General features: G+C 71.9%; 23 protein-coding genes. 13 read left to right on the forward strand and 10 right to left on the reverse strand.

Annotated features, from left to right (window positions below):
- Positions 1 to 703 precede the first annotated feature (703 nt).
- The gene (locus tag RV983_RS36435; protein WP_475989983.1) at positions 704 to 1735 is read left to right on the forward strand and encodes a serine protein kinase RIO; all 1032 of its coding nucleotides are present in this window, start codon (positions 704 to 706) and stop codon (positions 1733 to 1735) included.
- A gap of 93 nt (positions 1736 to 1828) precedes the next feature.
- On the opposite strand, the gene RV983_RS36440 is transcribed toward RV983_RS36435, so the two are convergent.
- The 6 genes from RV983_RS36440 to RV983_RS36465 all read right to left on the reverse strand — a co-directional run bounded on the left by RV983_RS36440 (position 1829) and on the right by RV983_RS36465 (position 9112).
- A complete protein-coding gene (locus tag RV983_RS36440) occupies positions 1829 to 2362 on the reverse strand; it encodes a GNAT family N-acetyltransferase (protein WP_475989984.1) in 534 nt (177 codons plus the stop codon).
- Between the two features lie 187 nt (positions 2363 to 2549).
- Positions 2550 to 3293 carry an alpha/beta fold hydrolase gene (locus tag RV983_RS36445; protein WP_475989985.1) on the reverse strand — a complete coding sequence of 248 codons (744 nt, stop codon included), beginning with the start codon at positions 3291 to 3293 and terminating at the stop codon, positions 2550 to 2552.
- A gap of 343 nt (positions 3294 to 3636) precedes the next feature.
- Positions 3637 to 4404: an NUDIX hydrolase gene (locus tag RV983_RS36450; RefSeq protein ID WP_475989986.1), complete on the reverse strand. Its 768-nt coding sequence runs from the start codon at positions 4402 to 4404 to the stop codon at positions 3637 to 3639.
- A 68-nt stretch (positions 4405 to 4472) separates the two neighbouring features.
- Positions 4473 to 7142: a CHAT domain-containing protein gene (locus RV983_RS36455; RefSeq protein ID WP_475989987.1), complete on the reverse strand. Its 2670-nt coding sequence runs from the start codon at positions 7140 to 7142 to the stop codon at positions 4473 to 4475.
- Positions 7143 to 7189: 47 nt separating this feature from the next.
- Positions 7190 to 8740, reverse strand: a complete 1551-nt coding sequence (locus RV983_RS36460; protein WP_475989988.1) for a CATRA conflict system CASPASE/TPR repeat-associated protein — start codon at positions 8738 to 8740, stop codon at positions 7190 to 7192.
- A gap of 36 nt (positions 8741 to 8776) precedes the next feature.
- On the reverse strand, positions 8777 to 9112 hold the full coding sequence (locus RV983_RS36465) for a CATRA system-associated protein (protein WP_475989989.1): 336 nt from the start codon (positions 9110 to 9112) through the stop codon (positions 8777 to 8779).
- Positions 9113 to 9423: 311 nt separating this feature from the next.
- On the opposite strand from RV983_RS36465, the gene RV983_RS36470 reads away from it, so the two are divergent.
- From RV983_RS36470 to RV983_RS36485, 4 genes are all read left to right on the forward strand, one after another.
- Positions 9424 to 10188: an alpha/beta hydrolase family protein gene (locus RV983_RS36470; protein WP_475989990.1), complete on the forward strand. Its 765-nt coding sequence runs from the start codon at positions 9424 to 9426 to the stop codon at positions 10186 to 10188.
- A gap of 131 nt (positions 10189 to 10319) precedes the next feature.
- A complete protein-coding gene (locus RV983_RS36475; RefSeq protein WP_475990561.1) occupies positions 10320 to 10904 on the forward strand; it encodes a DUF309 domain-containing protein in 585 nt (194 codons plus the stop codon).
- 84 nt (positions 10905 to 10988) lie between these two features.
- Entirely contained in the window at positions 10989 to 11654 is a 666-nt protein-coding gene (locus RV983_RS36480) for a GntR family transcriptional regulator (RefSeq protein ID WP_475989991.1), read from the forward strand.
- Between the two features lie 119 nt (positions 11655 to 11773).
- Positions 11774 to 12070: a GYD domain-containing protein gene (locus RV983_RS36485; RefSeq protein ID WP_475989992.1), complete on the forward strand. Its 297-nt coding sequence runs from the start codon at positions 11774 to 11776 to the stop codon at positions 12068 to 12070.
- Positions 12071 to 12169: 99 nt separating this feature from the next.
- Here RV983_RS36485 and RV983_RS36490 read toward each other — a convergent pair whose 3' ends face one another.
- Together RV983_RS36490 and RV983_RS36495 are read right to left on the reverse strand one after the other, a co-directional pair.
- Positions 12170 to 12700, reverse strand: a complete 531-nt coding sequence (locus tag RV983_RS36490; RefSeq protein ID WP_475989993.1) for a DUF4232 domain-containing protein — start codon at positions 12698 to 12700, stop codon at positions 12170 to 12172.
- Between the two features lie 29 nt (positions 12701 to 12729).
- Positions 12730 to 14106 (reverse strand): S8/S53 family peptidase, encoded by a 1377-nt coding sequence (locus RV983_RS36495; RefSeq protein WP_475989994.1) that lies wholly within the window; start codon positions 14104 to 14106, stop codon positions 12730 to 12732.
- 472 nt (positions 14107 to 14578) lie between these two features.
- On the opposite strand from RV983_RS36495, the gene RV983_RS36500 reads away from it, so the two are divergent.
- The 6 genes from RV983_RS36500 (at position 14579) to RV983_RS36525 (ending at position 21195) form a co-directional block, all read left to right on the forward strand.
- Positions 14579 to 15040, forward strand: coding sequence for a pyridoxamine 5'-phosphate oxidase family protein (locus RV983_RS36500; RefSeq protein WP_475989995.1), 462 nt, complete (start codon positions 14579 to 14581; stop codon positions 15038 to 15040).
- A 161-nt stretch (positions 15041 to 15201) separates the two neighbouring features.
- On the forward strand, positions 15202 to 15561 hold the full coding sequence (locus tag RV983_RS36505; RefSeq protein WP_475990562.1) for a DUF6479 family protein: 360 nt from the start codon (positions 15202 to 15204) through the stop codon (positions 15559 to 15561).
- Positions 15562 to 15756: 195 nt separating this feature from the next.
- A complete protein-coding gene (locus RV983_RS36510) occupies positions 15757 to 16212 on the forward strand; it encodes an SRPBCC family protein (protein ID WP_475989996.1) in 456 nt (151 codons plus the stop codon).
- 26 nt (positions 16213 to 16238) lie between these two features.
- A complete protein-coding gene (locus RV983_RS36515) occupies positions 16239 to 17861 on the forward strand; it encodes a phytoene desaturase family protein (RefSeq protein ID WP_475989997.1) in 1623 nt (540 codons plus the stop codon).
- Between the two features lie 171 nt (positions 17862 to 18032).
- Positions 18033 to 19205 (forward strand): PP2C family protein-serine/threonine phosphatase, encoded by a 1173-nt coding sequence (locus RV983_RS36520; RefSeq protein ID WP_475989998.1) that lies wholly within the window; start codon positions 18033 to 18035, stop codon positions 19203 to 19205.
- 490 nt (positions 19206 to 19695) lie between these two features.
- Positions 19696 to 21195, forward strand: coding sequence for an FGGY-family carbohydrate kinase (locus RV983_RS36525; RefSeq protein ID WP_475989999.1), 1500 nt, complete (start codon positions 19696 to 19698; stop codon positions 21193 to 21195).
- A 20-nt stretch (positions 21196 to 21215) separates the two neighbouring features.
- Here the strand turns inward: RV983_RS36525 and RV983_RS36530 are convergent, their stop codons facing one another.
- Positions 21216 to 22754: a carboxylesterase/lipase family protein gene (locus tag RV983_RS36530; protein ID WP_475990000.1), complete on the reverse strand. Its 1539-nt coding sequence runs from the start codon at positions 22752 to 22754 to the stop codon at positions 21216 to 21218.
- A gap of 436 nt (positions 22755 to 23190) precedes the next feature.
- On the opposite strand from RV983_RS36530, the gene RV983_RS36535 reads away from it, so the two are divergent.
- Together RV983_RS36535 and RV983_RS36540 are read left to right on the forward strand one after the other, a co-directional pair.
- Entirely contained in the window at positions 23191 to 23934 is a 744-nt protein-coding gene (locus RV983_RS36535; RefSeq protein WP_475990001.1) for a hypothetical protein, read from the forward strand.
- 218 nt (positions 23935 to 24152) lie between these two features.
- Positions 24153 to 24650: an MmyB family transcriptional regulator gene (locus RV983_RS36540; protein WP_475990002.1), complete on the forward strand. Its 498-nt coding sequence runs from the start codon at positions 24153 to 24155 to the stop codon at positions 24648 to 24650.
- A 40-nt stretch (positions 24651 to 24690) separates the two neighbouring features.
- On the opposite strand, the gene RV983_RS36545 is transcribed toward RV983_RS36540, so the two are convergent.
- On the reverse strand, positions 24691 to 25380 hold the full coding sequence (locus RV983_RS36545; protein WP_475990003.1) for a response regulator: 690 nt from the start codon (positions 25378 to 25380) through the stop codon (positions 24691 to 24693).
- Positions 25381 to 25453 lie beyond the last annotated feature (73 nt).

The raw sequence follows: 25453 nt of genomic DNA on the forward strand, positions 1-25453 counted from the left end.
CTCCGGGTGTGGGCCCGCAGGACACGTCCGCCCAGGATTGTCGATTTCAGCTCCGCGTAGGCGGTCTCGTTCTCCCCGCGTTCGTGGCAGAACCGGACCAGTTCGCCCGCCGGGTGTGCGCAGGGGTCGGTCGTGGTGGTCGGCAGCCGGTAATGCCCGGTACGGGTGCCCGCGGCGGTGCGGACGGTGATCTCGGCGTCGATGACAGGGACGGTCAGGGCACCGATCCGAGCCAGTGCCGACCCGTCGCGGCAACGGGCCACCGCGGGCAGGTTCCGGCCGGACTCGCAGCGCACCAGAGAGCAGGGCCTGGTCGGCGAACTGGCCCAGGGGCGGGACCATGTGTACGAGGCGGAGAGGAAAGCGGCCCGGCGCACACGCCACCACCCGCACCATGCGCCCGAGGGATGACACCGCCGCGGGTCGCCGGCGGGCCCCGCTTCACAGCCCGGGGGAGGCCCTCGGAAAATAAATCGGTTGCGCGGTGCGCGGTGCTCGCTAGGATCCTGTCGATCCTGGAGTGCCGGGCGCGGAATGCGGCCCGGTCGTGACGAGAGAGGAGGTGCGTCCTCGTGGTTGCCGCCGTGATGCGGCGCGCCTGCGTGCGCGCGCCAGACGCCCTTTCCCGTTACCTTCCCACCGGCTGACGAAGCGCGTTCGCCTCGCGCCCTCCGGTGGGTCCTTCCCGCAGGAGATCACCACAGTGCGTGAGCGCTTTGCCGACGGCGAGTCCTTCGCCCGCATCCGCCCCAAGGGCAAGATCCGACGCAACGGCCGTGACAACGAGGACGCCTTCGAGGGGGCCTTCGAGGGCGCCTTCTCCGTGTACGCGGATCGTTGGCCCCTGGCATCCGAGGCTGCCGACAGCAGCCCTGACGTCGACTCCGAAGTCGACGAGGACACCTACGAGTACGACTTCACCGCTGCGCCCGGCCGTGCGACCGACGGGCCTCCCCAGGGAGACCGCTGGTCCACTTGGGACCAGTCGACCCCGACCGAGAAGGGACCCGAGCCGCGCCCCGCGTGGGTGGTGACGGACCTGGCCGCCGTCGACACCGAGCTCGGCATCGTCAAGACGGGCAAGGAGGCGGACGTCTTCCTGCTCGAACGGTCCGTGCCCGGAACCGGCCGCCGCACCCTGATGGCGGCCAAACGCTACCGCGACGGGCAGCACCGGATGTTCCACCGCGACTCCGGATACCTGGAGGGGCGCAGCCACAAGGAGTCCCGGGTCAGCCGGGCCATGGCCAAGCGCACGGCCTTCGGCAAGGAGGCCATCGCCGGCCAGTGGGCCGGCGCGGAGTTCGCGGCGCTGTCCCGGTTGTGGTCGGCAGGGGTGGCCGTGCCCTACCCCGTGCAGATCCTCGGGACCGAGATCCTGATGGAGTTCATCGGGGACGGCTCGGGGACGGCCGCGCCGCGCCTGGCGCAACTGCGCGCGCAGGAGGCCGATCTGGACGACCTGTGGGAGCAGCTGGGCCGCAGCCTGTCCCTGCTCGCGCGCGACGGCTACGCGCACGGCGACCTCTCCGCCTACAACATCCTGGTCCACGAGGGCCGTCTGGTCGTCATCGACGTCCCCCAGATCGTCGACGTCATCGCCAACCCGCGGGGGCGCTCCTTCCTCGAACGCGATGTCCGCAACGTCGGTGCCTGGTTCGTCTCCAGGGGACTGGCGGAACGACGTGTCGAGGAACTGGCGCAGGCGCTCACCTTTGACGCGCGGCTCGACTGAACGCCCGCGCCGCACGGCGGTCTCCCCGTCCGCCGTGCACGCCGATCCGGAACCCGGGCGGGTTCCGGATCGGCGCGGGGCGGTCGCCCCGGTTCAGGCCTGGAACTCGGTGAGGTCGATGGCGTGGACGCGCAGCGAGAAGCCGTACTCGGGGTGTGTGGTGTCCTGCTGCGGCGTCATGCCGAGCTTGCTCATCACGTTCTCCGAGGCGGTGTCGCCGATCCGGGCGATGCCGAGAAGGCGTTCCAGGCCGCGGTCCTGGAGCGCGAACTCGACCGCGGCATGGGCCGCCTCCGAGGCGTAGCCCTGGCCCCAGAACTGCTGACCCAGTCGCCAGCAGATGGACACGTCGGGCATCACCTGCGGCAGGAACTCCGGCAGGGTCAGGCCGGTGAAGCCGGCCAGCTCGCCCGAGGCCAGCAACTCGACGGCGAAGAGGCCGAAGCCCTCCTCGTCCCACTCCTCCTCCCACCGCTCGATGGCCTCCGCCGTGTGTTCCAGGTCGCGTACGGAGCCGTCGCCGACCCAGTGCATCACGCGCGGGTCGGCGTTGATCTCGGCCATGGGGACCAGGTCGTCGTCCTGCCAGCGGCGCAGGAGCAGGCGGGGGGTCTGGATCTCGGTCATGGGCTCATTCTGTCGAACGGCGAAGAGGCGACGGTAACCGGCACGGCGGCCGGCGCCGTCCGGGGCGGAACTCCCGGCCCCCGGGGCGGTCACCGGCGGTCACCGCCTTGGACGGCGGCCGCCTCCCGCACGGCGGGCCCGGCGGCGAGGCCGCCCGGACCCCGCCGCCGCGGGCTGAAGAACTCGGTCAGTCACCGATGCTCTGGGCGGCCTGCTCGATGAGGCGGGCGACCGCGCCCGGCTGGGAGACCGAGACCGCGTGGGAGGCGTCGAGTTCCACGGTGTGGGCCTTGGCGCGCTCGGACATGAAGCGCTGGGACGCCGGCGGGATGTTGTGGTCCGCGGTGGCGACCAGGCTCCAGGAGGGGATCGAGTGCCATGCGGGCGCGGTGGCGGCTTCCTCCAGGGCTGATGCGGCGATCGGGCGCTGGGTGGCGGCCATGAGGTCGGTGACGGACTGCGGCACGTCCGCGGCGAACTGGTCGTGGAACGTGTCTGCCCTGATGTACAGGTCGGTCCCGGTCCCGCCGTCGGCCAGGGGGAAGGGCACCGCGTTCAGGGCCTCACCGAGGGTGCTGCCCGGGAACTTGTTCGACAGCTCCAGGGCGCTTTCGCCCTTCTCGGGTATGAAGGCCGCGATGTACACCAGCGCCTTGACGTTCGGCTCTCCGGCGGCGGCCTCGCTGATCACGGCGCCGCCGTAGGAGTGCCCGGCGAGTACGACGGGTCCTTCCACGCTCTGCACCACACTGGCGACGTACGCGGCGTCACTGGCGAGCCCGCGCAGGGGGTTGGCCGGCGCGATGACCGGATATCCGGCCCGGCGCAGGTGCTCGATCACGCCGTTCCAGCTGGAGGAGTCCGCGAACGCGCCGTGCACCAGTACGACGGTGGGCTTGTGGGGGGCGGGGCGCGTGGTCGTGTCGTTCATGGCGTTCTCCCTCGGTGTCGCGGGTTGCGTCCTCGGCCGGTGCGCCGCGTGCGCTTCCGACAAGGAGAAACATAGCGCCACATTGACTTGTGCACAAGTTAGTTGTGCATCACTGAAAAGATGTCACGGTTCGGGCGATATAGGCGGCACTGCGTCCTGACTACCCGCGGAGGGAAACCGTCCGCCACGACCACGACCACGACCACGGCCACGGCCGTTGACGGCGGCCGCTGCACCGGGAGCCGGGCCGCAAGGGCGCGATGACCAGTGAGGTGCCGTCGCCGGGAGGCCGGGGCAGCGGCCGTCCGGTGCGCCGTCCTCAGGGGCATCGCGCCCGCCCCGGTCAGGCGCCGGCGGCAGGTCCTAGCAGCCCGCGGGCGGTGGCCAGGCCCCAGGCGGCCAGGGTGAATCCGTCGTGGATGTGTCCCTCGGCGAGCATGGCGCGCATCTCGTCGGGGGACAGGGCCCGGAACGCGTCGATGCCCTCCTCGTGCGCGCCGGGGCCGGGGGTCCCGGAGAACGAGGACGAGGCGAGCCGCGCCAGGTACAGCTGGTCGCGTCCACTGTGCATTCCCGTGTCGGGGCTGAGCTCGCCGAGACGGATCATCTCCGTGACCTCGCCGCCGAGTTCCTCCAGCAGTTCGCGGCGCGCGGTCGCGGCACCGCCCTCACCCGGCTCGCCGAAACCGCGGGGGATCTCCCAGTGCCAGTCCCGGTCGGCGTGCCGGAAGTGGTGGAGCAGGACGATCCGGCCGTCGTCCAGGACCGGCAGTACCGCGGCACCTCCTCCCGCCGACTCGGACACGAAGCGGATGTAGGTGTTGATGCGTCCGGAGCGGAAGCGCACGGCGTCGCGGACCAGGCGGACGTAGGGGTCGCGGTAGACGACGCCGATGTCCGCGCACTCCTCGGGGAAGCCGAACGCGACTGCCAGTTCCCCCACTTCCCGTGCCACGCGGTCCTGGTCGGCGCGGTCCAGCAGAATCTCGTACGCGGCTCCCGGAGGGTTCACGAAGAGCTCGGGCCGCTGTTCGCGCAGGGCGGCGTAAGCGCTCAGCCGTGCTTCCTTGCGCTCCTGGGCCCGCTTGTCCTCGCCATCGGCTTCTGCCATGTGTCCGCCTCGTCTCTGGTGTGTCGTGCCGGAACGGGCGGTGTCCCCGCCCGGGTTGCCGCGGGGCCTCACAGGTAGAGGGCCAGGGGCATGTGCTGGATACGGCCGGCCAGGTCCGGATAGTCGTGCGCGACGGAGAGGTAGTGCTCGTGGAGGGCCCGGACGACGTCGAAGGGCGCCGCATCCGCGTCGCCCAGGGCCTGTCTGCTCCTGGCAAGCAGCGCGCGGACGGTCTCGACCATCGCGATGTCCAGGACGTACCACAGGGGCAGGCAGACGGCTCCGGCGCCGCTGATGATCAGCGAGCGCAGGAATCCCAGCACGTCGCCCCCGTCGGAGCGCATGCCCTGCCCCGCCACGCAGGCACCGAGGACGGTCAGCTTGTTGCGGGGCAGGTTCAGGTGCAGGGCGAGGTCGAACTGGGTGAGCACGTCCTGGCTGCCGAGGTGGAGCAGGGGACCGTCGGCTGCCGGACCGTCCAGGTAGGTGCCGTGGCCGGCGTACACGAAGAACTCCGGCTCCGTGGCCACGAGCGCGCCGAGACCGTCCCAGTCGGCGGCGTGCGCCGGCTCCGCGAAGGCCAGGCCCTGCGGCGGGGATCCGGCCACGACGACGTGCTCGCTGCGCCAGCCGGTGCCGACGATTTCGCGGCCCGATGCGTCGGCGTCCGTGGACAGCAGGGCCGCCAGGTCGTCGTCGTGTTCCATGAGCTGACGCTTGAGCAGGTGCCTGCCCTGGGTGACGAAGGCGGCCACGCTGACGGAGTGGGAGAGCGGGACGCGTGCCGCGAGCGGCCGCGTGTCGCCGGGGCCGACCGCGACGTGGAGCGGCACGGCGAAGATGTGGTCGGTGGGGATCAGGGTGAGGTGGGTCGTGGTGCCGCCGGTGTCGACGCGGTCCCACACGGGTGCGATCAGGAGATCCCACATCCGGCGGCACGTCTCCTCGGACGGCCACGGCGATTCGGGGCGGGAGATGTCGGCCCACACCTGCTCGGCCAGACGCGCCACGTTCTCGTAAGAGATGCCCGGCACGGTGGTCAGGCGCCCGTCCCGGCAGACGACGACGCCGAGCGAGTCGGGCACCGGTACGGCGCCGGGCCCCGCCCCGTCGGGCGCGGCGTAGCGGAAGTAGCGCACCACGCAGGAGCCCGGATGATTCAGGCTGTACTGGACGAGGCGGTGCGCGATGTCCTCGTCATGGGCGACGGAGGCCAACGGGGCGTCCAGGAAGCGTTCCTCGTACTCCCGCTCACGTTCGGCCAGCACCTCGCGCAGGGCCCGCACCAGCTCGGGCGAGGCGGGCTGGAGCGCGGCGCGCAGCCGCGGACCGCTGCCGGAGGGAGCGGGCGGGGCCGCTCCGGCGATGCGGTGGGCGGGCGGCCCGAGGGGCGAGGGCCGCGAGGAGCCGAGCAGGTCCAGCAGTTCACGGCCGGAGGACTCCTCGACCAGCGAGAGGATCTTCTCCTGGGCCGCCCGGGAACCGTCCCCGCGGACGACCGCGTCGGCGATCGCGTCGAGGAACGCCGGCCTCATGTGGCGTGCGTACGCCCGCTTGTAGGCGGGCAGGGCGATGGCCGACCGGACCGAACGTGCCAGGCGCAGCCGCCGTGCGAGAACGTCGCCCGGGCGGCTGCCGGGCGGAAGGGCCGCGGCGGTCCGCTGGTAACCGCGCACGGTGTAGGCGTAGAAGTCGACGTCCAGCCCGGCGTGGTGCCCGTCCGCGGATTCCTCCCGCTCTGTCTCGTCGAGCAGCCGTCCCAGTTCCGCCAGGCCCGGGGCGCCGCCGTCGCGCAGGGCGAGATTCTGCCGGGCGATGGCCTTTCCGCGTGCCCACGGCAGGGTCAGCAGCTCCTCGAAGTGCCGCCGGGCGTTGTCCGGGTCGCACAGCGCCTGGTTGGTGCGCGACTGCGCGATCCGGTAGGCGTCCCCGAGGCTTTGGGAGATCGCCAGGGATCGCGCAGTGACGTCCAGCGACCGCGTGGGCCGCCCGGCCTCCCGCAGCGCCGTGGCCAGATTGTGGAGCGCGTTGGAGTAGCCCCGGAGGAACTCCCGGTGGCGGACAAGAGTGCCGGACACGGGGGAGACGGTCACGTCGACCCCGTGCTGCCGCGCGATCTCCTCGATCTCCTCGACGGCCGACTCGAGTTGCGTGACCAACCCGGCCGCAGCGGACCCCCTCCCGCTGTCCCGCGCCGGCTGTCCCTGCTCCTCGAACCGGGCGCGCTCGTGATTGCTGCGCAGATCCGGCAGAGCCCACCACAGACCGGCCTGCTGCGCGATGCCCACGGCGGTGCCGAAGGAGATGCGGGCGGAGGTGAAGCTGCCCAGCCGGTACCGGATCCGGCCTTCCCCGTCGAACCACCGGGCGACCGCGTAGGCGGCGAAGGGGTCGTCGGCCGGCAGTTCGCCGCGGCGGTGGAGGTCGTGGAGCAACCGGGCGTCGGCCCGTGAGGCCTTGATCAGTTGCAGGCCGGTGAACAGCCGGTACGCCACGTCGGCGCGGACGATCTCGCACCAGTGGGCGCCCACTCGGCGCGCGGTGTCCCCGACGTCGCCCTGCCGGGCCGGGTCGAAGGCCCCGGTCAGCCGCAGGAGACGCAGCGCGTCCTCCTGCCGCATCGGGACGTCGAAGTCCGCGTCGAAACGGAGGACGAGATCCTCGACGTCCAGTTCGCCGATCAGGGCGAGGATCGCGGAAACGGAATCTTCCGGCCGTGGGCTCGTCGGCTGGGTCATGGCTTGTTCGGCTCCCGCTTCTTCGAAGGACGGGCAGTGGTCAGTGCTCAGGGGCCGCGCCGGTCCGTCCGGTGGTACGCGAGGGCGGCGGCCAGCCCGACGGCGAGGCAGGTGGGCGCCGTCACGACACCCGGCAGCAGGGCGTCCCCGCGATGGAGGCTCCAGGCCGTCAGGGCCAGCCAGCACAAGGAGGAGCCGAGCAGGCCCGCCGCCAATGTGTCGATCCAGCGGTAGGGGAGGGTGACCGCGGAGATCGCGGCCTGCCGGAGTACGGCCAGCGGCAGGAAGAGCGCCACAGCCGTGAGGACGAGGATCGTCGGTGACTGGGCGGCGCGGGGGAGCGGGAGGTGATAGTCGAGGGTCTGCACCACGGTCAGCGCGGTGAGCACGGATCCCAGTACCGAGGTCTGCACCAGGCTCAGGCGGTTCCGGTACTCGTTGAGCGCGCGGTCGGTGACCGCGGTGGCCGCCGCGCGCGCCGCCTCGGCCCGTTCACGGGCGGCCGACAGGTACTCCTGATCGTTCTCGATCTGGGCGATGAGGCTCTCGGCCGCGGCCAGGTCGCGTCCCGGCCAGGTGGTCCCGTCGCCCACGCGGCGCAGCCGGGGCGCGTGAAGGCGCATGTTGGCGATGGCGATGGCCACCGTACGGGCCAGCTCGCGGTGCCGGGTGATCGTCCACAGGGCGCCCTGCGGACCGAGCTGGGTCCGGTCGAGTTCGGCGGCGGCGTCCAGGACCGCCTTCAGACTCACGGGTTCGCCGGACGCACTGGGTTCCAGTGCCCGCAGCAGCGCGAGGGCTTCCCGGTCGCTGCCCGCGCGGCGCGCTTGGAGGGGATCCCGGGAGACGAACTCGTCGTACCGGCGGGCCTCGTAACCGGCTTTCGCGGCGTGCATCAGATAGTGGGTCAGCGGTCGCAGACCGCTCTCGCCCTCCGCCGCCCAGGCCCATTCGTCCAGTGCGCGCTCGGCCCGCAGCGGGGCCAGCACGCAGAAGTGCGTCAGCACGTCCCCGGGATCTCCCCGGCCGGTACGCCACACCGAGAACCCGTGCTCGGTCACGTCGTGCCCGCGCCACCAGGTGCCGTCGGCCTCGCCGGACGACGGCGCGTGGCGCCTGACCAGTTCCGCCGTCGACTGGCGGGACCGGGGCGACTCGTTCCGGTACAGGGCGGTGAACACCCGGAACTCGCCCAGGATCCCGTCAGGTGCGGGACCGGTGACGCCTGCCCCGGTCGTCGCCGCCATCCAGTCGTCGAGCAAGGTGTTCCACTGCTGTGGTCCGGCGTCCAGGTCATTGGGCGCGAGGAGGGCCACCAGACCCAGCACGTCGTGCTCGGCGAACAGGAACGCGGCGTGGAGGCCGGGGCCCGCTTCCCGCGTCGCCGCGGCCAGGACGGTGAAGTCCGCGGCAGGGACGGCCGGACCGGAGAAGGGCTCGGCGGGTAACGGCAGCCCGCCGAAGGCCGCCGTCATGCCGAGCCGGCCGCACGCGTCCCACAAGCGGGCGAGGTGGTCGAGGGGCGAGGTCTCTCCCGGCTCCGCGACGACCGGCACGAAGCATGTGATGATCAGCGACGGTTTGACGATCCCGTGCACCAGGCGTTACCTGCTTCCAGGCGTGGGCGAGGACGCTCAATCGGAGGAGGGCGTCGTGCCCCTCGCGTCGCCCCGGTCAGCGGGGCCGTCCAGATCGAGGGTGAGTCGGCCGACCAGGACGTTGCGTTGCTCGCGCCGGTCCGGCGGGATGAGGGTCTTGCGCGCACCGGGCAGGGCCTGGGCGCGGTAGGCGGACTCCAGTGCCTGCAACCTCGTCAGGGTCTCGTCGACCGCGCCGGCGGAGTCCGCGGCGACCGCCGCGTCCAGTTCCCCGAGCACTCTTCCCACGTCGAGCCATCCCTCAGCCGACAGGAACCAGTCGTCAAGCGCCCGCAACCGGTTGACGAGGCGCCGCCTCACGTCAGCGTTCATCGATAGCCCCCGTCGCCGCCCCGCGCCCGCTCCCCGAACGAGAGCCCAAGCCTAGCGTTCTGTGGTCGTTCCGCGGCCGGAATTCTCCGGAACCAGCGGCGGTCCCTTCGACGGTCACACGCCGGGGAAAAGGGGGGGGAGGGACGAAACCCGGCCTGCTAGTGTTCCGTTGACCGTGACACCGCCCGAGGAGGTGAGACCCGTGAACGCTGTATCGACGTGGGTGCTCCCCCTTTGCGTCATGGCCGGCGACTGACGAAGGTGTCGCCGGGAGCGCCTCGCCAACAAGGCACTCCCGAAAGGCAACACCTGTGCACTCTGTTCAGTTCAGCGCCGAGTCGTCGTCGAACGGCATGGTCGAGCGCGACTTCACCGTGGGCGGCGTCCCCGGAGTCCTCTGGTCCCCGGCCTCCCTCAACGATCGCGCACCGCTGGTCCTGATGGGCCACGGCGGCGGCAACCACAAGAAGTCACCCGCCATGGTGGGCCGCGCCCGCCTGCTCGTGACCGGCTGCGGCTTCCACGTCGCCGTCATCGACGCGCCCGGTCACGGCGACCGGCCGCGCACGGCACACGACGAAGCAGAAATCGCCGAGCTCTACCGGGCGAGGGCGGCGGGCGAGCCGGAAGGCCCGATCGTCGTCCGTTACAACGCCCACCTGGCAGAACTCGCCGTGCCCGAGTACCGGGCGACCCTCGACGCCCTCCAGGAACGTCCCGAGATCGGCGCCGACGGGCCGGTCGGCTACTTCGGCATCAACATGGGCACGGCCATCGGCGTGCCGCTGGTGGCGGCCGAACCAAGGATCACGGCCGCGGTCTTCGGCCAGCACTGGCCCGAAGCCCTGGCCGAGGCGGCGAAGCAGATCACCGTCCCGATCGAGTTCGCCATGCAGTGGGACGACGAGCACATCCCGCGCGAGGCCGGTCTCGCGCTGTTCGACGCCTTCGCCTCGAAGGAGAAGACGTTGCACGCCAACGCCGGCGGACACAAGGAACTGCCCAGGTTCGAGGCCGACAGCGCGGTCCGGTTCTTCGCCCGGCACTTCGGCAGGGCGGTCACGTTGCCGTCCTGATGTGCGCGGTCGCGGCGCCCGGCCAGCCGGCCGGGCGCCGCGATGGTGGGGGACGGCGCGCTCCGGCCGCGCGGCGCGACAATGGGTTCATGAGCGATGAGCCGTGGCGCCAGGGTGGGGAACCGGCCTGCATGCTGCATCTGGTGTGTCCGGAGTGCGGCAAGGTCCGGGAGCGGCCGGGCAGCGCCGTCTGCGAGCACTGCGGGGCGCGACTCGCGGAAGAGGGGGACGAGGCCGACACGGGCCCGAACGCGGCCGGGCGGGCCCGGGACCGCGACACCGCCGGCCGGGCACGCAATGCCCGGCCGCGGGACGGCCTGGGCAGGCCGCTGCCCTACGGCGCAGAAGGGGTCGCCCGGCAGCCGGAGGGGGTGCCCCGCTCCCCGGAGGAAACCCTCACGGAGGCGCAGCGGCTGCTCGACGCCGGCAGGCCGTTCCACGCCCACGAGGTGCTGGAGGACATGTGGAAGGCCGCGCCGGACGAGGAACGGGCGCTGTGGCGCGCACTCGCCCAGGTCGCGGTGGGCCTGACGCACGCCGCGCGGGGGAATGCGAAGGGCGCGTCCGCCCTGCTGTCCAGAGCGGCCGACGGGCTCACCCCCTACGCCGACACGTCGCCCTACGGGGTCGACGTCGCCGCGCTGGTCACGTGGGCCCGAGCGCAGACCGCCGGCCCGCACGGCATGCCGCCACCCCCGCGGTGGAGCCGGGGGTGAGGGGAAAGCGGGCCGGATCCACTTCTCACGCGTCCCCGACAGGTCGATACTTTGCCCAACGCCGGGTGAGGAGTGGAGGCCGAGATGCCGTTCGACGGGCTGACGCAAGGATTCGTGCCCAAGCTGGAGCGCCCCGGGCCCTTGCGTGAGCAGGTGTACCAGGCGCTGCTGGAGCTGGTCAGCTCACGGTCGCTGCAGCCGGGACAGCATCTGGTGGAGAGCGAGCTCGCGGCCCGTCTCGGGGTTTCCCGGCAGCCCGTGCACGAGGCACTGCAACGGCTGAACTCCGAAGGGTGGGTGGACCTTCGCCCCGCGCAGGGTGCGTTCGTCCACGAGCCGACCGGGGAGGAGACCGACCAGCTCTTCGTCGTCCGCGCCCTGCTGGAGACCGAGGGGGCACGCCTGGCCGCGGTCGGCCCGTCCGCCGAGGGACTCGAGCGGCTCGACGACCTGTGCGCGACGGGCGAGGCGGCGGTCGCCGCCGACGACGTGGAGGGGGCAGTCGCCGCGAACGCCACCTTCCACGCCTGCGTCATGGAACTGGCGGGCAACGCGGTCCTCGCGGACCTGGCAGCCCGTGTCGAGAACCGGGTTCGCCGCTACTACACACCCATCGTCGATCAGGCCTGGGTGGAGCATCGCGAACTGATCGCGGCCATCGCCGCGCGCGACGACACACGCGCCCAGCAGGTCATGCGCGCCCACACCGAGCACGCCAGGACCCGCTTCCCCCCGCGACCGTCCGCCTGACGCGGAGGGGCCGGCCCGGACTCGGTCCCACCGGGCGATCGCAGCGGCGCCGGATGCGGCACCCCTGCCGCGCGCATAGGCTCGTGCAGGACGTACCCCTCTTCCCGAGGTGAGGGACTGTGCCGACCTACATCACGCTGCTGAACTGGACCGACCAGGGCATCCGCGCCTGCGCGGACACGGCGGAGCGCGCCGACGCCTTCGCCGTCGCACTGCAGGGGGCCGGGGCGAGGCTCGTCAGCATCTACTGGACGGTGGGTCCGTACGACCTCGTGGCCATCGTCGAGGCACCCGACGACGAGACCGCCGCCGCCGCGCTCCTGCGCCTCGGGGCGGTGGGCAACATCCGCAGCACGACCCTGCGGGCCTTCGGGCGGGACGAGGTCGAGGGCATCATCGCCAAGGCCTCCGCCTGAGACCCCCGCACCCCGGCCGGGGCCCCGCGGACGCCGAAGCCGATCGTCAGCCTCGGCGTCCGGGGCGCTTCATTTCCGCTTACCCGGTGACCAGCGCTGTCAGTTGAACTCCTCGCCCTGCCCCAGACCGATTCCGGTCGTCCAGGACGTGATCACCACGCCGCCCTGACTGATGTCGGTCTCCCCAGGGACGGAGAAGTACGTGGAGAGCGAGCTGTGGTCCGGCATCGACAGATGGAGAGCGGTGACCTCGAGCGTGTGCTCCGGCAGGTCCGGCTTGCTGTAGCGGACGGTGGCGTGCAGAGGGGAGTCCGGTCGCAGCACGAGCTTGCCGCCCCGTCCGTTGACGGACAGCGGTATGGGCGCGGTCTGGCTGGGGGGTCCGCTCAGGGTCACCTGGGGGGTGTCGCTCAGTGTGCAGGCGATGCCGTCGTGCGCCAGCAGGGTGATGTCGAAGGCGCGACGGCTGAGGCCCGAGGTGAGGCCGCCGAAGTAGAAGGAGACGTCACTGGCGCGGCAGGGCCGCGGTGTCGTCGTACCGCTGACTTTGGCGCTCGCGATGCCGGGAGCGGTCAGCACTGCCGCGGCGATCGTTGCCGCGCCCGCTGCGACCAGGGTCATTCGACGCATGGGAGTTCCTAGGGGTGGGAGAGGGGTGTTCAGAAGGCGCCGAGGCCGTGCGGCATGCCCAGGCCGGTCGGCCCGTCCCAGCCGGCGCGCGCGTTGCAGACCGAGGCGCTGAGCCCGGGGTAGTCGCCGCACACGTGGTACGCCTCGTTGTTGCCGGCGGTGATGTCGGTGAAGGCGGCGGCCGGGGCACGGTAGAGGGTCCGGGGTCCGTCGACCGAGGCCAGGTGGCCCACCCGGGAGAACAGGCCCGCGATGTACGGCGCGGAGGCACTGGTCCCGCCGGCGATCACCCAGTTGTAGGGCTCTCCGGTGCTGGGGGCGTAGGTGTCGTAGACCGCCACGCCCGTGGCGGCGTCGGCGTCCGCCGACACGTCCGCTGCGGCACGGTGCCCGCCGCACGCCGCGGTCACCGAGGACGGCTGTCCGTCGGCGGCGGGGAAGCGTGTCTCGCACCCGCTGCCGCCGGCCCACCAGGCCGTCGCGGGGCCGGAAGCCGGCAGGGTGACGCCCCCGACGCTGATCACCGAGGGGAGGTTGGACGGCCACGACTGGTGGATGCCACCGTTGAAGCCGGAGTCCCCGGTGGACGCGGTGATCGCCACCCCCTTGTGGCGGAGGGCGGCCAGGGTGCGGCCGCTGGTGTTCGTCACGTCCGCGGAGTAGCCGTAGCTGATGCTGATCGCCGAAGCGTGGTGGGCCACCGCGGTGTTCACCGCCCGGGCGAAGTCACCGGTGGAGACGTCGTTGTCGTCCTCGGCGTCCTGCCACGGGACCGATATCTCCATCAGCCGGCAGGACGGACAGGCTGCCGAGGCCATGTCGAGGTCGAGCGAGGTCTCCAGCGACACCTCCTCCTCGACGAACGCGCCGTGGGGATCCGTCTGGGGGGCGGGCTGCGCACCGCCGGTGTAGTCCAGCAGTTGAAGGCAGCCGGATTTCGTCGTGCAGGCCGGCAGGCCGTACGTCCGCCGGTAGGTGGCCAGGTCGCTCTCCAGCGCGGGATCGACGCCGGCGTTGATGACGGCGATGATGCCCTTACCGGTCGAGGTGCGAGGCAGCCCGTACGCCTTGCCCAGGTCCGCGGGACCGTAGCCGGCGGGCTGCGGGGAACGCAGCGGCGAGGTGCTGCCCTTGCGTTCCGTGACCACCTCGGCGTGGCACCGCGGGCACACCGAGCGCACACCGTGGGAGTCCAGCAGCCGTCCGCTGCCCACCGCCTGGCGCAGGGTGGCCACGCTCTCACCGCTGTTGGCGCGGGCGTTGGAAGGCGCACCCGGCACGGCCGTCGGCACCGGAGACGGCGACGGCGACGAGGCCGCGGCGAGTCCGGGGTGCAGGGTCGCTGCGGTCAGCGCCGCGGCGGCCACGGCCACCAGCGAGACCTTGGTGACGCGATCCGACATCATGCGCCGTATACGCGCGATTCGGTCTCGCGACATGAATCTGCTCACGCGTCCATGAATCCTCTCCGCTCGAAGCCGGGCCGAGCGGCCCGGTGTGACACGGCTGTCCGGCCCGGGGCAGTGGGCGCGTTCGTCTGCGGAAACCGCCGGCACGCCACGCTCCATGCCCCTCGCCGTACAAGCCGCCAGGCGCCGTTGCCCACCGTCGTACGGCGGCGCGGTCGTGTCACCGCACGTCGGAGGTGCACCTGTTGATCCGTTCAGATGCACCTGCGACACCAAAAGTTCTTGGTCGTGTGGAATCCGCGGAAGTTCGCAAGCGGATGAGGGCGCAGACGACGCTTGGTGACGGCTGATACTCCCGGTCGGCTGTGACCCGACCGTTCGGCCGGCCGGTCTCAGTGGCTTGTCGGCCGCTGGGCGTAGGACCAATACCTCATGCGCGCCTCCGCATCGCCGATGAGGGGCGGCGTTCATGCAGACCACGGAAACGGCTCGTCGTGATGTCCCGGAGCGCAGGCGCGACACCCTTGAACGGCTCGCTGGGGAAAGGGATATATGGGTGTCGACGGCTCATCCGGACCACGGCCCGCATCAACTGCCGCTGTGGTTCTACTGGGACGGGCGAGCCGTGTGGATGTGCACCGGCGGGACCTCCGCGACTGCGCGCAATGTGCGAGAGGAGCCCCGTGTGCGCCTGGCATTGCCCGACACCTTCGATGTGGTGCTCCTGCAAGGGGAGGCGGAGCACTGTTCGGACCGCGGCGTGCCGGAGGAGGCCGCAGACGCGTTCGCCGAAAAGTTCGGGTGGGACCCGCGGGCGGAGGAAGGCTCCTTTCTGTACATACGCGTGACGCCGAAGGCCGTACTCGCCTGGCGTGGCGAGCCGGAACTGCGCGACAGGGTCCTCATGCGCGAGGGAGCGTGGCTCGAGTAGCCGCGGTCCTCGGTAGGGCGTGAGCGTGACCGGTGCGGCGGCTCGGACTGAGCGGAGAGCGCAAGGCCGGGGCAGGGAAGCGGCGTTGAACGGTGCCGTCCGGGTAGCCGAGTCCTGTGGGATCAATGAACGAGGTTCAGCTCGCTGTCGCGCACGACCTCATGGTCGGCATCGTGCCGCTCATCGTGGGCGTGATCGTCGTGGGGATCCTCGTCGGCGCCGTCGTTCTCGGCCGCCGTCACCGCGCGCGACAGCCGGCACCCACGCGAGCGCCGCAACCCCGTGCCGGGGCGTGGCACACGCGCGAAGAGCACGAAGCGGGCCAGGCGACCGATCATGGTCCCGGGCACCAGGACGGCGTCCGCCACGCCAACCGTCAGCGACGCGAGCCGGACGAGTGGCCCGAGCAGGGGGCTCGGCTTCGTCCGCACTCATTGAAGGGCTTCGGCAACTTCGGTTCGCACGACGCCGACGCCCCGCAGGACACGTCGCCGCGGGACCCGCGCGACGACCGGCCGTAAGCCCGAACGCCGCGGTGGTCGCACGGAGCGGGGGCATGGCCGCATGGGAGCGGGACGGGCAGGGACCCGCCTCCGCCGTCGGCCCCGTCCACTCCGGATGAGAAATGTGACGAAGGTGGCCATAGTGGCATCAGTGGCGAGGTGTCTGTCCAGCGGCGGCGAGTGCTGCGCACCCGCCCGTGAGGGAGAAGGCATATGGCTGTCAGGCACCGGCTGGTGGCCGGCACGCCGGAGGACGTGTGGGCCGTTCTGGGCGACGCCGACCGCTACGGGGAATGGGTCGTCGGGCCGTCGGGATCCGAACAGGGCGACGGCGACTGGCCCCAGGTCGGCTCCAGCATCCGGTACACCGTGGAACTCGGGCCGGTGAAGCTCAAGGGAACCACGGTCGTGCGGGTCTGCAGGCCTGGGCGGCAACTCGAGCTCGAGGCCCTGAGCGGCTGGCTCGGCAGTGCCCGCATCGCCATTGAGCTGCGGCCCTGGGCCGAGGACACACTCGTCATCGTCGACGAGCATCCATTGCGGGGTCCGGGCGGCATGCTGCACAACTCCCTGCTCGACGCGTTCCTGCAAGTGCGCCATCGCAGCATGCTCAGCAGGCTGGCGCAGCAGGTCGAGGAAGGCGCGGGCCGGGCCACGCCTCGTACGTGAGAGGTGTCCACGCGGGAGGTGATCTCATGCCGGACGCGGTGGTGATCGGCGCGGGCCCGAACGGCCTCGTCGCCGCGAATCTCCTGGCCGACGCGGGATGGGCCGTGGAGGTCCTGGAGGCTCAGGACGAGCCGGGCGGCGGGGTCCGTTCCGACCGTGCCGTCGACCCCGCATTCGTCCACGATCTGTTCAGCTCCTTCTATCCGCTGGCCGCCGCCTCACCGGTCATCCGCCGGCTCGAGCTGGAACGAGAAGGCCTGCGCTGGAGCCACGCCCCGGCCGTGGTCGCACACCCGCTGCTGGACGGCCGTTGCGCCGTGCTCCACCGGAACCCCGGCGACACCGCCGCGCTCCTCGACGGGGACACCCCCGGCGACGGAGAGGCCTGGCTGCGGCTGTGCGACCTGTGGGACCGCCTCGGTGACGACATCCTCGATGCGCTGTTCACCCCTTTCCCGCCGGTGCGGGCCGGGCTTCGCCTGGCCGCCCGGTTGCGCGCCGCAGGGGGACTCCGCCTGGCCCGCACCATGATCCTGCCAGTGCGCAGACTGGGGGAGGAGGAGTTCCGCGGCGCCCTGGGCCCCCTGCTTCTGGCCGGCAACGCACTGCACGCCGACCTGGCTCCGGAGGCCGCGGGCAGCGGGGGATTCGGCTGGCTCATGGCGATGCTCGGGCAGGCGTACGGGTTTCCGGTCCCCGTGGGGGGCGCGCAGTCCTTGGTCACCGCCCTGGTGGAGCGATTGCGGCGCAACGGTGGGACGGTGCGCTGTGGGGCCCGTGCCACGTCGGTGGTGGTCCGCTCAGGACGGGCCGTCGGCGTCCGTGTGGCGGACGGCCAGTTCGTTCCCGCCGCCCGCGCCGTCCTGGCCGACGTGTCCGCGCCCGCGCTCTACAGGCAACTGCTGGATCCGGCCGACCTTCCCGGGCGCGTCCAGGAGGACCTGCGACGGTTCCAGTGGGACTTCGCCACCTTCAAGGTCGACTGGGCGCTCGACGGTCCGGTGCCGTGGTCCGCCGAGGCCGCGCGGTCCGCGGGCACGGTCCACCTGGCGGAAGGTGTCGACGGGCTGACGCGGTTCGCCGCGCACATCGCCATGGGCCAGGTGCCCGAGCGGCCCTTCCTTCTGTTCGGGCAGATGACCACGGCCGACAGCACACGTTCGCCGTCCGGCACGGAGTCGGCCTGGGCCTACACCCACCTCCCGCACCACATCCGCGGTGACGCGGGCGAGGGAGGGATCACGGGGGCGTGGCACACCGGCGACCGGGAGCGGATGTCCGACCGCGTCGAGGAACAGGTCGAGCGGTACGCACCCGGATTCCGCGCGCTGATCCGCGCCCGTCGTGCCATGGCCCCGCCCGACATCGAATCGGCCGATGCGAACCTGCACCACGGCGCGATCAACGGCGGTACCGCCGCGTTGCACCAGCAACTGGTGTTCAGGCCCGTTCCGGGCACCGGACGCCCGGAAACACCGGTCGCCGGGCTCTTCCTGGCCTCCGCGGCGGCCCATCCCGGTGGTGGCGTCCACGGGGCCCCGGGCGCCAACGCCGCCCACGCCGCGCTGCGCTCCCGGTCCCCGAGCCGGCTCCTCAGCGGTGCGCAGCGGGCCCTCACCCGTCGCAACCGCTTCGGGCGACGCACCTGACTTGGGCGGGTGCGGTGCCGCGCCGTCCGCCGGCCGGGAGTTTCGTGTCGGCGTGGACGCCGGTGCCGTGCCAGCATGGGCCGTAGGCGGTGTACCGAGACCAGAACGCCGGGTCGGGTGGCCGGAGCCCTGGCAGCAAAAGGCGGGCCGGCCGACAGCAGGGAGACCGTTGTGGCCCACGAGCAGCTCCGACTCGGCGAGGTCCTCGCGGCGGCCGAGGCGGCTGCGCCGGTGGAGTCCGTCGAGGTCATCGCCCGCCATCTGCGGGACCGGTTCGGAGCGCGGTCCGTGTCCTTCCTCCTCGCCGACGTCATCGGCCGGAAAATGGTGCGGATCGCTGAACACGGCGCGTCGCAGCGTGGCCAGGGCGCGGAACAGATCGCGTTGTCCGGCACCGTGTACGAGGAGGCGCTGCGCGGCCAGCGGCTCGTGCAGCGCTCAGATGCCGGGCAGGGCCTGCGGGTGGTCGTGCCGGTCAGCCACCGGGGCGAGGCCATCGGGCTGCTGGAGGTGACGCTCCCCGATGCCACGCCGAACGTCCTGGAGCAGGTCGGGGAGGCCGCCCACGCGCTCGCGTACCTCATCGTCACGGACCGCCGTTTCACCGACCTCTACCTGTGGGCCGAGCGCACCACGTCCGTCAGCCTGGCCGCCGAGATCCAGCGCGGACTGCTGCCGTCGGCCGCCAGCTGCGACGACGAGCGCTTCGCCCTGGCAGGCGCCCTCGTACCCGCGGACTCCATCGGGGGAGACACGTACGACTACGCGGTCGACCACGACACCTTGCACGTGTCCATCACCGACGCGATGGGACACGACGTGGAGTCCGCGCTGCTGGCCACCCTCCTGGTCAACGCCTCCCGCGGCGCCCGCAGGGCCGGCTGCGATCTGGCCGAGCAGGCGTACCGGGTGCACCGGACGCTCCTGGACCACAGCCATAGCGGCTTCGCCACCGGTCAGCTCATCCGTATCGGCATGGACGGGACCGGCATCGAGTTGATCAACGCCGGTCACCCGTGGCCGCTGCGCCTGCGCGGCGGCGTGGCCGAAGAGGTCCGCGTCGACGTCCACCTGCCCTTCGGGGTACCTTCACCCACCCCTTTCCGCGTCCAGTCCCTCGACCTGCGGGCCGGCGACCGGCTGGTCCTCTACACCGACGGCATGCAGGAGCGCTGCGCCAGCGCGGTGGACCTGGCGGCGCTGCTCCGAGAGACCGCCACCGAGCACCCCCGGGAAGTGGTCACCGCGGCCACCGCCGCCGTGCTGGAGGCGTGCGTCGGACATCTGCGGGACGACGCCACGATTCTCTGCCTGGACTGGCGGGGACCGCGCGGTGACGAGTAGCGAGGCGGATCAGCACCGGGCGGCCCGTGGCGCCTGGTGGGCAACCCCGCCGCGAAGGGCATCGAGACCCGGCAAGCGCGAGCGGGGTTGCACTTCCAGCATGCACCTTTGCCGGGCTGCGCTCATTCTGTCCGGCCCGACGACGCTGTGGTCCGAGCCGGCCAGGCCTTGCTGATGTGCTGTGACCGCGCCCGCATGCGGGGGCCACGGGCCTGCCGGCCGAAGCGAATCCTGCGGAGCCTCCCGTCTCCCTCATCGGACGGGGCCCGGCACGCCGCAACGCCGCACCGCGGGTGACCTGGCGTCCCCTCCACCCGATTGGCTGTGCCCGGAGCGGCCGACTCGTTGGCTGCACGTGCGTAAGCACCTGTCGTCCCGGCCGTGCGGTCTGCCGATCGAGGCCGCGTCCGAACTAGCAGGACAGCAGGACAGCAGGACAGCGGGACAGGGCTCCCGGCGTTACGGTCCGCCTGTGCGGGGACATCCAGGTATGGCCTTTCTCGGTGTCGACATCGGCACATCCAGCAGCAAGGGCGTCCTGGTCGACGCCTCCGGCTCGGTGCTCGCGACCGCGGTGCGCGAGCACACCGTCTCCCGCCCGAGGCCAGGACACGTCGAAATGGACGCCGGGTTGTGGTGGGAGGAGTTCCAGGGCATCACCCGCGAACTCCTGTCCGGCGGCGCGCGGGTGGAGGCGGTCGGTGTCAGCGGCATGGGCCCGTGCGTGTGCCTGGCCGACGCGGCGAACCGGCCGCTGCGCCCGGCCGTCCTCTACGGCGTGGACACGAGGGCCGTGGCGCAGATCGCCCGGCTCGACGCCGAGTTCGGCCGGCAGGCCGTTCTCGACCGGTGCGGCAGCGTGCTGTCGACCCAGGCGGTGGGGCCCAAGGTGGCCTGGGTGGCCGAGCACGAGCCGGAGGTGTTCGCGGCCGCACGGCGGCTGTTCATGCCGGCCTCCTTTCTCGCCCACCGGCTCACCGGCGCCTATGTGCTCGACCACCACTCGGCCAGCCAGTCCGTCCCGTTCTACGACGCCCGGGCGCAGGACTGGTACCGTCCGTGGGCGGAGGCGGTGTGGCCGCACGCGGAGCTGCCCGAGCTGCGCTGGCCCGGTGACCAGGCGGGAACGGTGACGGCCGAGGCGGCGGCGGCGACCGGTCTCGTGCCGGGCACCCCCGTCCTCACCGGAACCATCGATGCCTGGACCGAGGCCGTCAGTGTCGACGCGACACGGCCGGGCGACCTGATGCTCATGTACGGCACGACGATGTTCCTGATCGCCACCGTCACCGGGCAGCTGCGCGTGCCCGAGCTGTGGAGTACCGTCGGCGCCTTCCCCGGTACCCGCTCGCTGGCCGGTGGCATGGCCACGTCCGGAGCGGCAACCGAGTGGCTGCGGGGCCTGTTCGGGTCACCCGGCCGCGCCGCGCTGCTGGCGGAGGCCACCGACAGCGGTGCCGGCGCACGCGGTCTCGTGATGCTCCCGTACCTCGCCGGCGAGCGCACCCCGATCGCCGACCCCGACGCCCGTGGGGTGATCGCCGGGCTCACCGTCGAGCACACCCGCGGCGACCTCTACCGGGCGGCGCTGGAGGCCACCGCACACGGCGTGCGCCACAACATCGAGGCCATGCGGCAGGCGGGCGCCGAAGTCCGGCGGGTTGTCGCGGTCGGCGGGGGCACGCAGGGCGGGTTGTGGACCCAGATCGTCTCCGACGTCACCGGGCTGCCCCAGGACATCCCCACCATCACGGTCGGCGCCGGCTACGGGGCCGCGCGGCTGGCCGCCCGCCTGTCCGGCGAAGCGGCAACCGCGACGTGGAATCCGGTACGCGAGCGCCGCGTACCGGACCCGGACGCCGGGGCCCTGTACGACGGGCTGCACCGCCTGTACCGGGGCCTGTATCCGGCGACACGCGACACGGTCCACGCACTGGCCCGGCTCCAGCGCGAGGCCGCAGGGGGTCCGGACATCCCGTCAGGCCACTGAGTACTGCGGGCCGGCCGGTGTCACCGGCCGATCAGCGGCAGCGCGGGGAAGCTGTGGTCCTGCCAGATCAGGCGGGAGGCCTCTTCCGGGTACGCGGCGACGGCCGGCTGGGTGTCGAAGACCTGGACGAGGCGCTGATCGGCGTCGTACGCGGGCCAGCCCGGGTCCCCGTGGGCGGCGAACGACGTCCACGCGCCACGCATCCTGGTGGACAGGGCCTCCGCCTCCGGTGAGGGCGTCTCACCGATCAGCATGGCGGGCTGACCGCGGTCCAGATTGCCGAACACGAGCGGTACGTCCAGGCCGTGGCAGGCACCGAGGATGCCGCCCATGCCGGGGGCGGCCCACACCAGCTCGTAGACGTGCGCGCGGCCGCCGGCAGCCGACTGGGCCTCGGCGAGGTGGAGCGACGGCATCCTGAACAGCCAGTCGGAGTGGACCAGTTCGTACAGCTCGTCCGGGCCCGCTGCCGGGAAGGCGTCACGGTAGCGCCGCGCACCGTCAGGGCCGGGTGCGAAGACGCGGAGCGCGTCGGCGGCCTGCTCCTCGCCCACCTCGCCGAGCAGGCCGCCGACGACGGTGAACAGGCGCTGTTCGTCGCGGGTGTGGCCGACGAGGAGTTCGATGTCGCGGCCGGCGCCGTCGGCGAGTGCCTGCCACGGGGTGACGGCCAGGACGTCGCCGTCGACGACGGGGGAGAAGGGGATCGCTCTGTGCGCGGGCCGACCCCACCGCTGCGCCCACTGGTCCAATGTGGCGCCGACGGCGTCACCCGCGGCGGACAGCCGCTGCGGTGCGACGCCGGCCAGATCGGCCACCGTGGGCCGCAGCCCGAGTTCGGCGGCGCAGGCGGCGGTGATGTCCGCGGCGAGCTCCGGCGAGAAGAACGTGCCGGGCACGCTCTGCGCGACGGCCCGGTGGAAGAGCCCGGCCGCACGGTCCATGGCCAGCAGCGCCGCGACGGATCCACCGCCCGCCGACTCGCCGAAGATCGTGACCCGGCCGGGGTCGCCGCCGAAGGCCCGGATGTTGTCGCGCACCCACTCGAGAGCGGCGACCTGATCGAGCAGACCCCGGTTGGGAGGTGCCCCCTCGATCTGCGCGAAGCCCTCGATCCCCACGCGGTAGTTGAACGTCACCACGACGACGCCGCCGTCGCGCGCGAGCCGGCCGCCGTCGTACTCGGGGAGGCCGGACATGCCGAACACGTAACCGCCGCCCTGGATCCACACCATCACCGGCAGGCCCGCGCCGGGGTCGGGAGCCGGTGACCAGACGTTGACCGTCAGCCAATCGCCGTCCGCCGCGTCCCCCGAGAGCACGTCCATGCCGAAATGGCCGCCCTGCGGGGGCGGCGGCCCGTACGAGAGGGCCTCCCGCACCCCGCTCCAGCCCCGCACCGGCCGCGGCGCGGCCAAGCGCAACGCGCCGACCGGGGGCTCGGCGAACGGGATGCCGCGGAAGACCGCCACACCCGCCTCCCGGCTGCCGCGCAGCCTCCCGGCCGCCGCGAGAACCTCGGGCCGGGACCCGGACGGCGCGGCCTCGGCAACGGTCATCACAACGTCCTCTCAGACAGGCGGAGGGGGTTTCGTGGCGGTGGCCCCCGGCCCTGCGGATCATCCACCGGGACGGGATGCCGCGCCAGCGATTTTCAGGAGGGCCGGGCGCGCCAGGGATCGGCGCCCGCTACGACGAGTCGGTGCTGCCCTTGCGGCCGGATGACGCACCAAGACTCGTGGGCGAGCCGCGGTTCGACGCAGGCGCCCGTGATCGGGTCGAGGGTCCGGACTGCCGGTTCCGGTGGCGTCCGAACGGGTGAGATGCCTCAGCGACCGCCACGGCGGCGCTCAGGCCGATCCTTGATCGTGGACTCGTTCCAGTGCCGGTTGCCGAAGGCGAGCCGGTCCGCCTCGCGCCAGGTCGGATGACATCCGCATGCGCGATCTTCCAGGCGGAGGCTCCCGTAGTCTCTGCGGATGTCGCAGGAGACTCATGGGGACGGTGGGGGATTTGACGGGATTGAGGCGCGGCAGACGGGTGTTGCACGACCTCGGATTCGGCTTGGCCGCCCTCGCGATGGCGGCCGGCTGTTCAGCGAACGGCGACAGCCCGGGCGACAAGCCCAACGGTATCGAGGGGCAGTCGGTGGACCGCATCTTCGCCCGCGTGGACAAGGCGCTGGATGCGGCGTCGGTGCACACCGTGCAGGTGTCGGGCGGACGCCGGATCGGCGACGTCCATGCGATGCACGGCGGCGACAACTGCACGGGCCTGTTCACCGATGACCAGGGCTTCGCCTGGCACTTCACCACCCTCGGCGAACAGACCTGGATCACCCCTCAGCGGCGCAGCGCGAAACTGACCGACCGCACAGGCGCCCCGGTGGAGCCGGGTCGGTACCTGCCAGTGGAGACCGACTCGCCCGGACTTGCCGGAAAGCTGGCGCAGTACACCATCGGTGCATGTCACTTGCGCTTCTCCATGGTGAAGCAGCAGCACTTCACCGTCACCAAGGGTGGCGAGACCCGCGTCGACGGGCGGCCGGCCCTTGCGGTGAAAACCGAGAAGGGCAGTGTGGAGAGCACCGCGTACTTCGCCACCACCGGTGAGCCGGTGCCGCTGCGGATCGAAGGCCATGACGGGAAGTACCTCTTCACTACGACGTGGGAGGACTACGGCGCCGGTCCGAGGATCGCCGAGCCTCCCAAGTCGAAGACCCTTCGCCCTTTGTCCTGAGCCCGACCATCGCTCCGCATCCTGGACGGGGATGCCCGTGCCGATGCCCAGTGACTGACCAGTTCTGGGCGACCCGAGCGGGATGCGGATGCTCTGCGGCTGCGGACGGCAGTGGATGAGGGCAACAGAGCCGTACAGATGGGGAGTTCGGAAGCGGCAGGCGGACTGCCCTGAGCCCCCGCTTCGACAAAGCGCAGCGCGCGTGGCCACCAACGGACTTGGCCGCCAACCCGCTGGGCCGGGCCCTGTACGCGGAGATGTTCGCCGACCCGGCGTGCGGGGGGAACGTCGCGCGGTTCGCGTTCCTCAACGCCGCGGCCAGGAGGTTCTACACCGACTGGGAGCGCATGGCCCGCTTCGCCGTCGGCGCACTGCGCGTCGAGGCGGCGAGGAACTCCCACGACCGGGAACTGTCGAACCTGATCGGTGAACTGTCCACCCGCAGCGATGCCTTCCGCGTGATGTGGGGATCCCACAACGTCCATGTCTTCCGCGACACCACGAAACGCCTCAACCATCGGCTCGTCGGTGACCTCGAACTCGATCAGGAGACCATGAGCCTGCCCGACGAGAGCGGCCTGAGCGTGGTCGTCTACAGCGCGCCCCCCGGAACACCGGCCGAGGACGGCCTGAAGCTGCTCGCCGGCTGGTCCGCAACAACCGCACAGGAGCGGGACGCCGGGGCAACGGGCACGCCCTCGATCCCGCGCGTCTGACGGGGCACGGGAACCGGGCCCTTCCGGCGCTCGTACGAGGTCAGGGTCTGAAGCGGTATCCCATGCCCGGTTCGGTGAGCAGGTGGCGGGGGTTGGCCGGGTCGGGCTCCAGCTTCCTCCGCAGGTTCGCGAAGTAGATGCGCAGGTAGTTGGTGTGCTTCTCGTGTTCCGGCCCCCAGACGTGCCGCAGGATCTGACGGCTGGTCACCAACTGTCCCGGTGGGTGGCGGAGCAGGATGTTGAGGATGCTCCATTCGGTCGGCGTCAGGCGCGGCTGATCGTCGTCACCGTCCGCGCCGTGCACGACGGAGCTGTCGAGATCGATCCTCCACGCCCCGATGTGTGCGACCGCGGGGGACGAGTGCTCCCCGGACGGCCGGCGCAGCACCGCCCGCAAGCGGGCGAGGAGTTCGTTCATCGCGAAGGGCTTGGTGACGTAGTCGTCGGCACCCGCGTCGAGGGCGGCCACCTTCTCGTCGGCGTCGGACCGCCCGGACAGGACGATGATCGGCATCCGGCTCCAGGCGCGCAGGGCCTGCATCACCTGGTGGCCGTCGATCTGCGGAAGCCCGAGATCGAGGATCACGGCGTCGGGCGGATTGCTGATGGCCTCCACCAGCGCCTGGCGGCCGTCGACCGCGGTGTCCACCGTGTAGCGGTCGGCCTGGAGGCGGATCTGCAGGGCCTTGAGTATGAGCGGTTCGTCGTCGACGACCAGGATGCGGGTCATGGTGGCGCCCTTTCGTGTGGGAGCTCTCTCCGGGGTCCCCACACATGAGCGTTCCGCTCACGGCCCCGGTGAG

The sequence above is a fragment of the Streptomyces sp. RLA123 genome, from assembly GCF_056270165.1.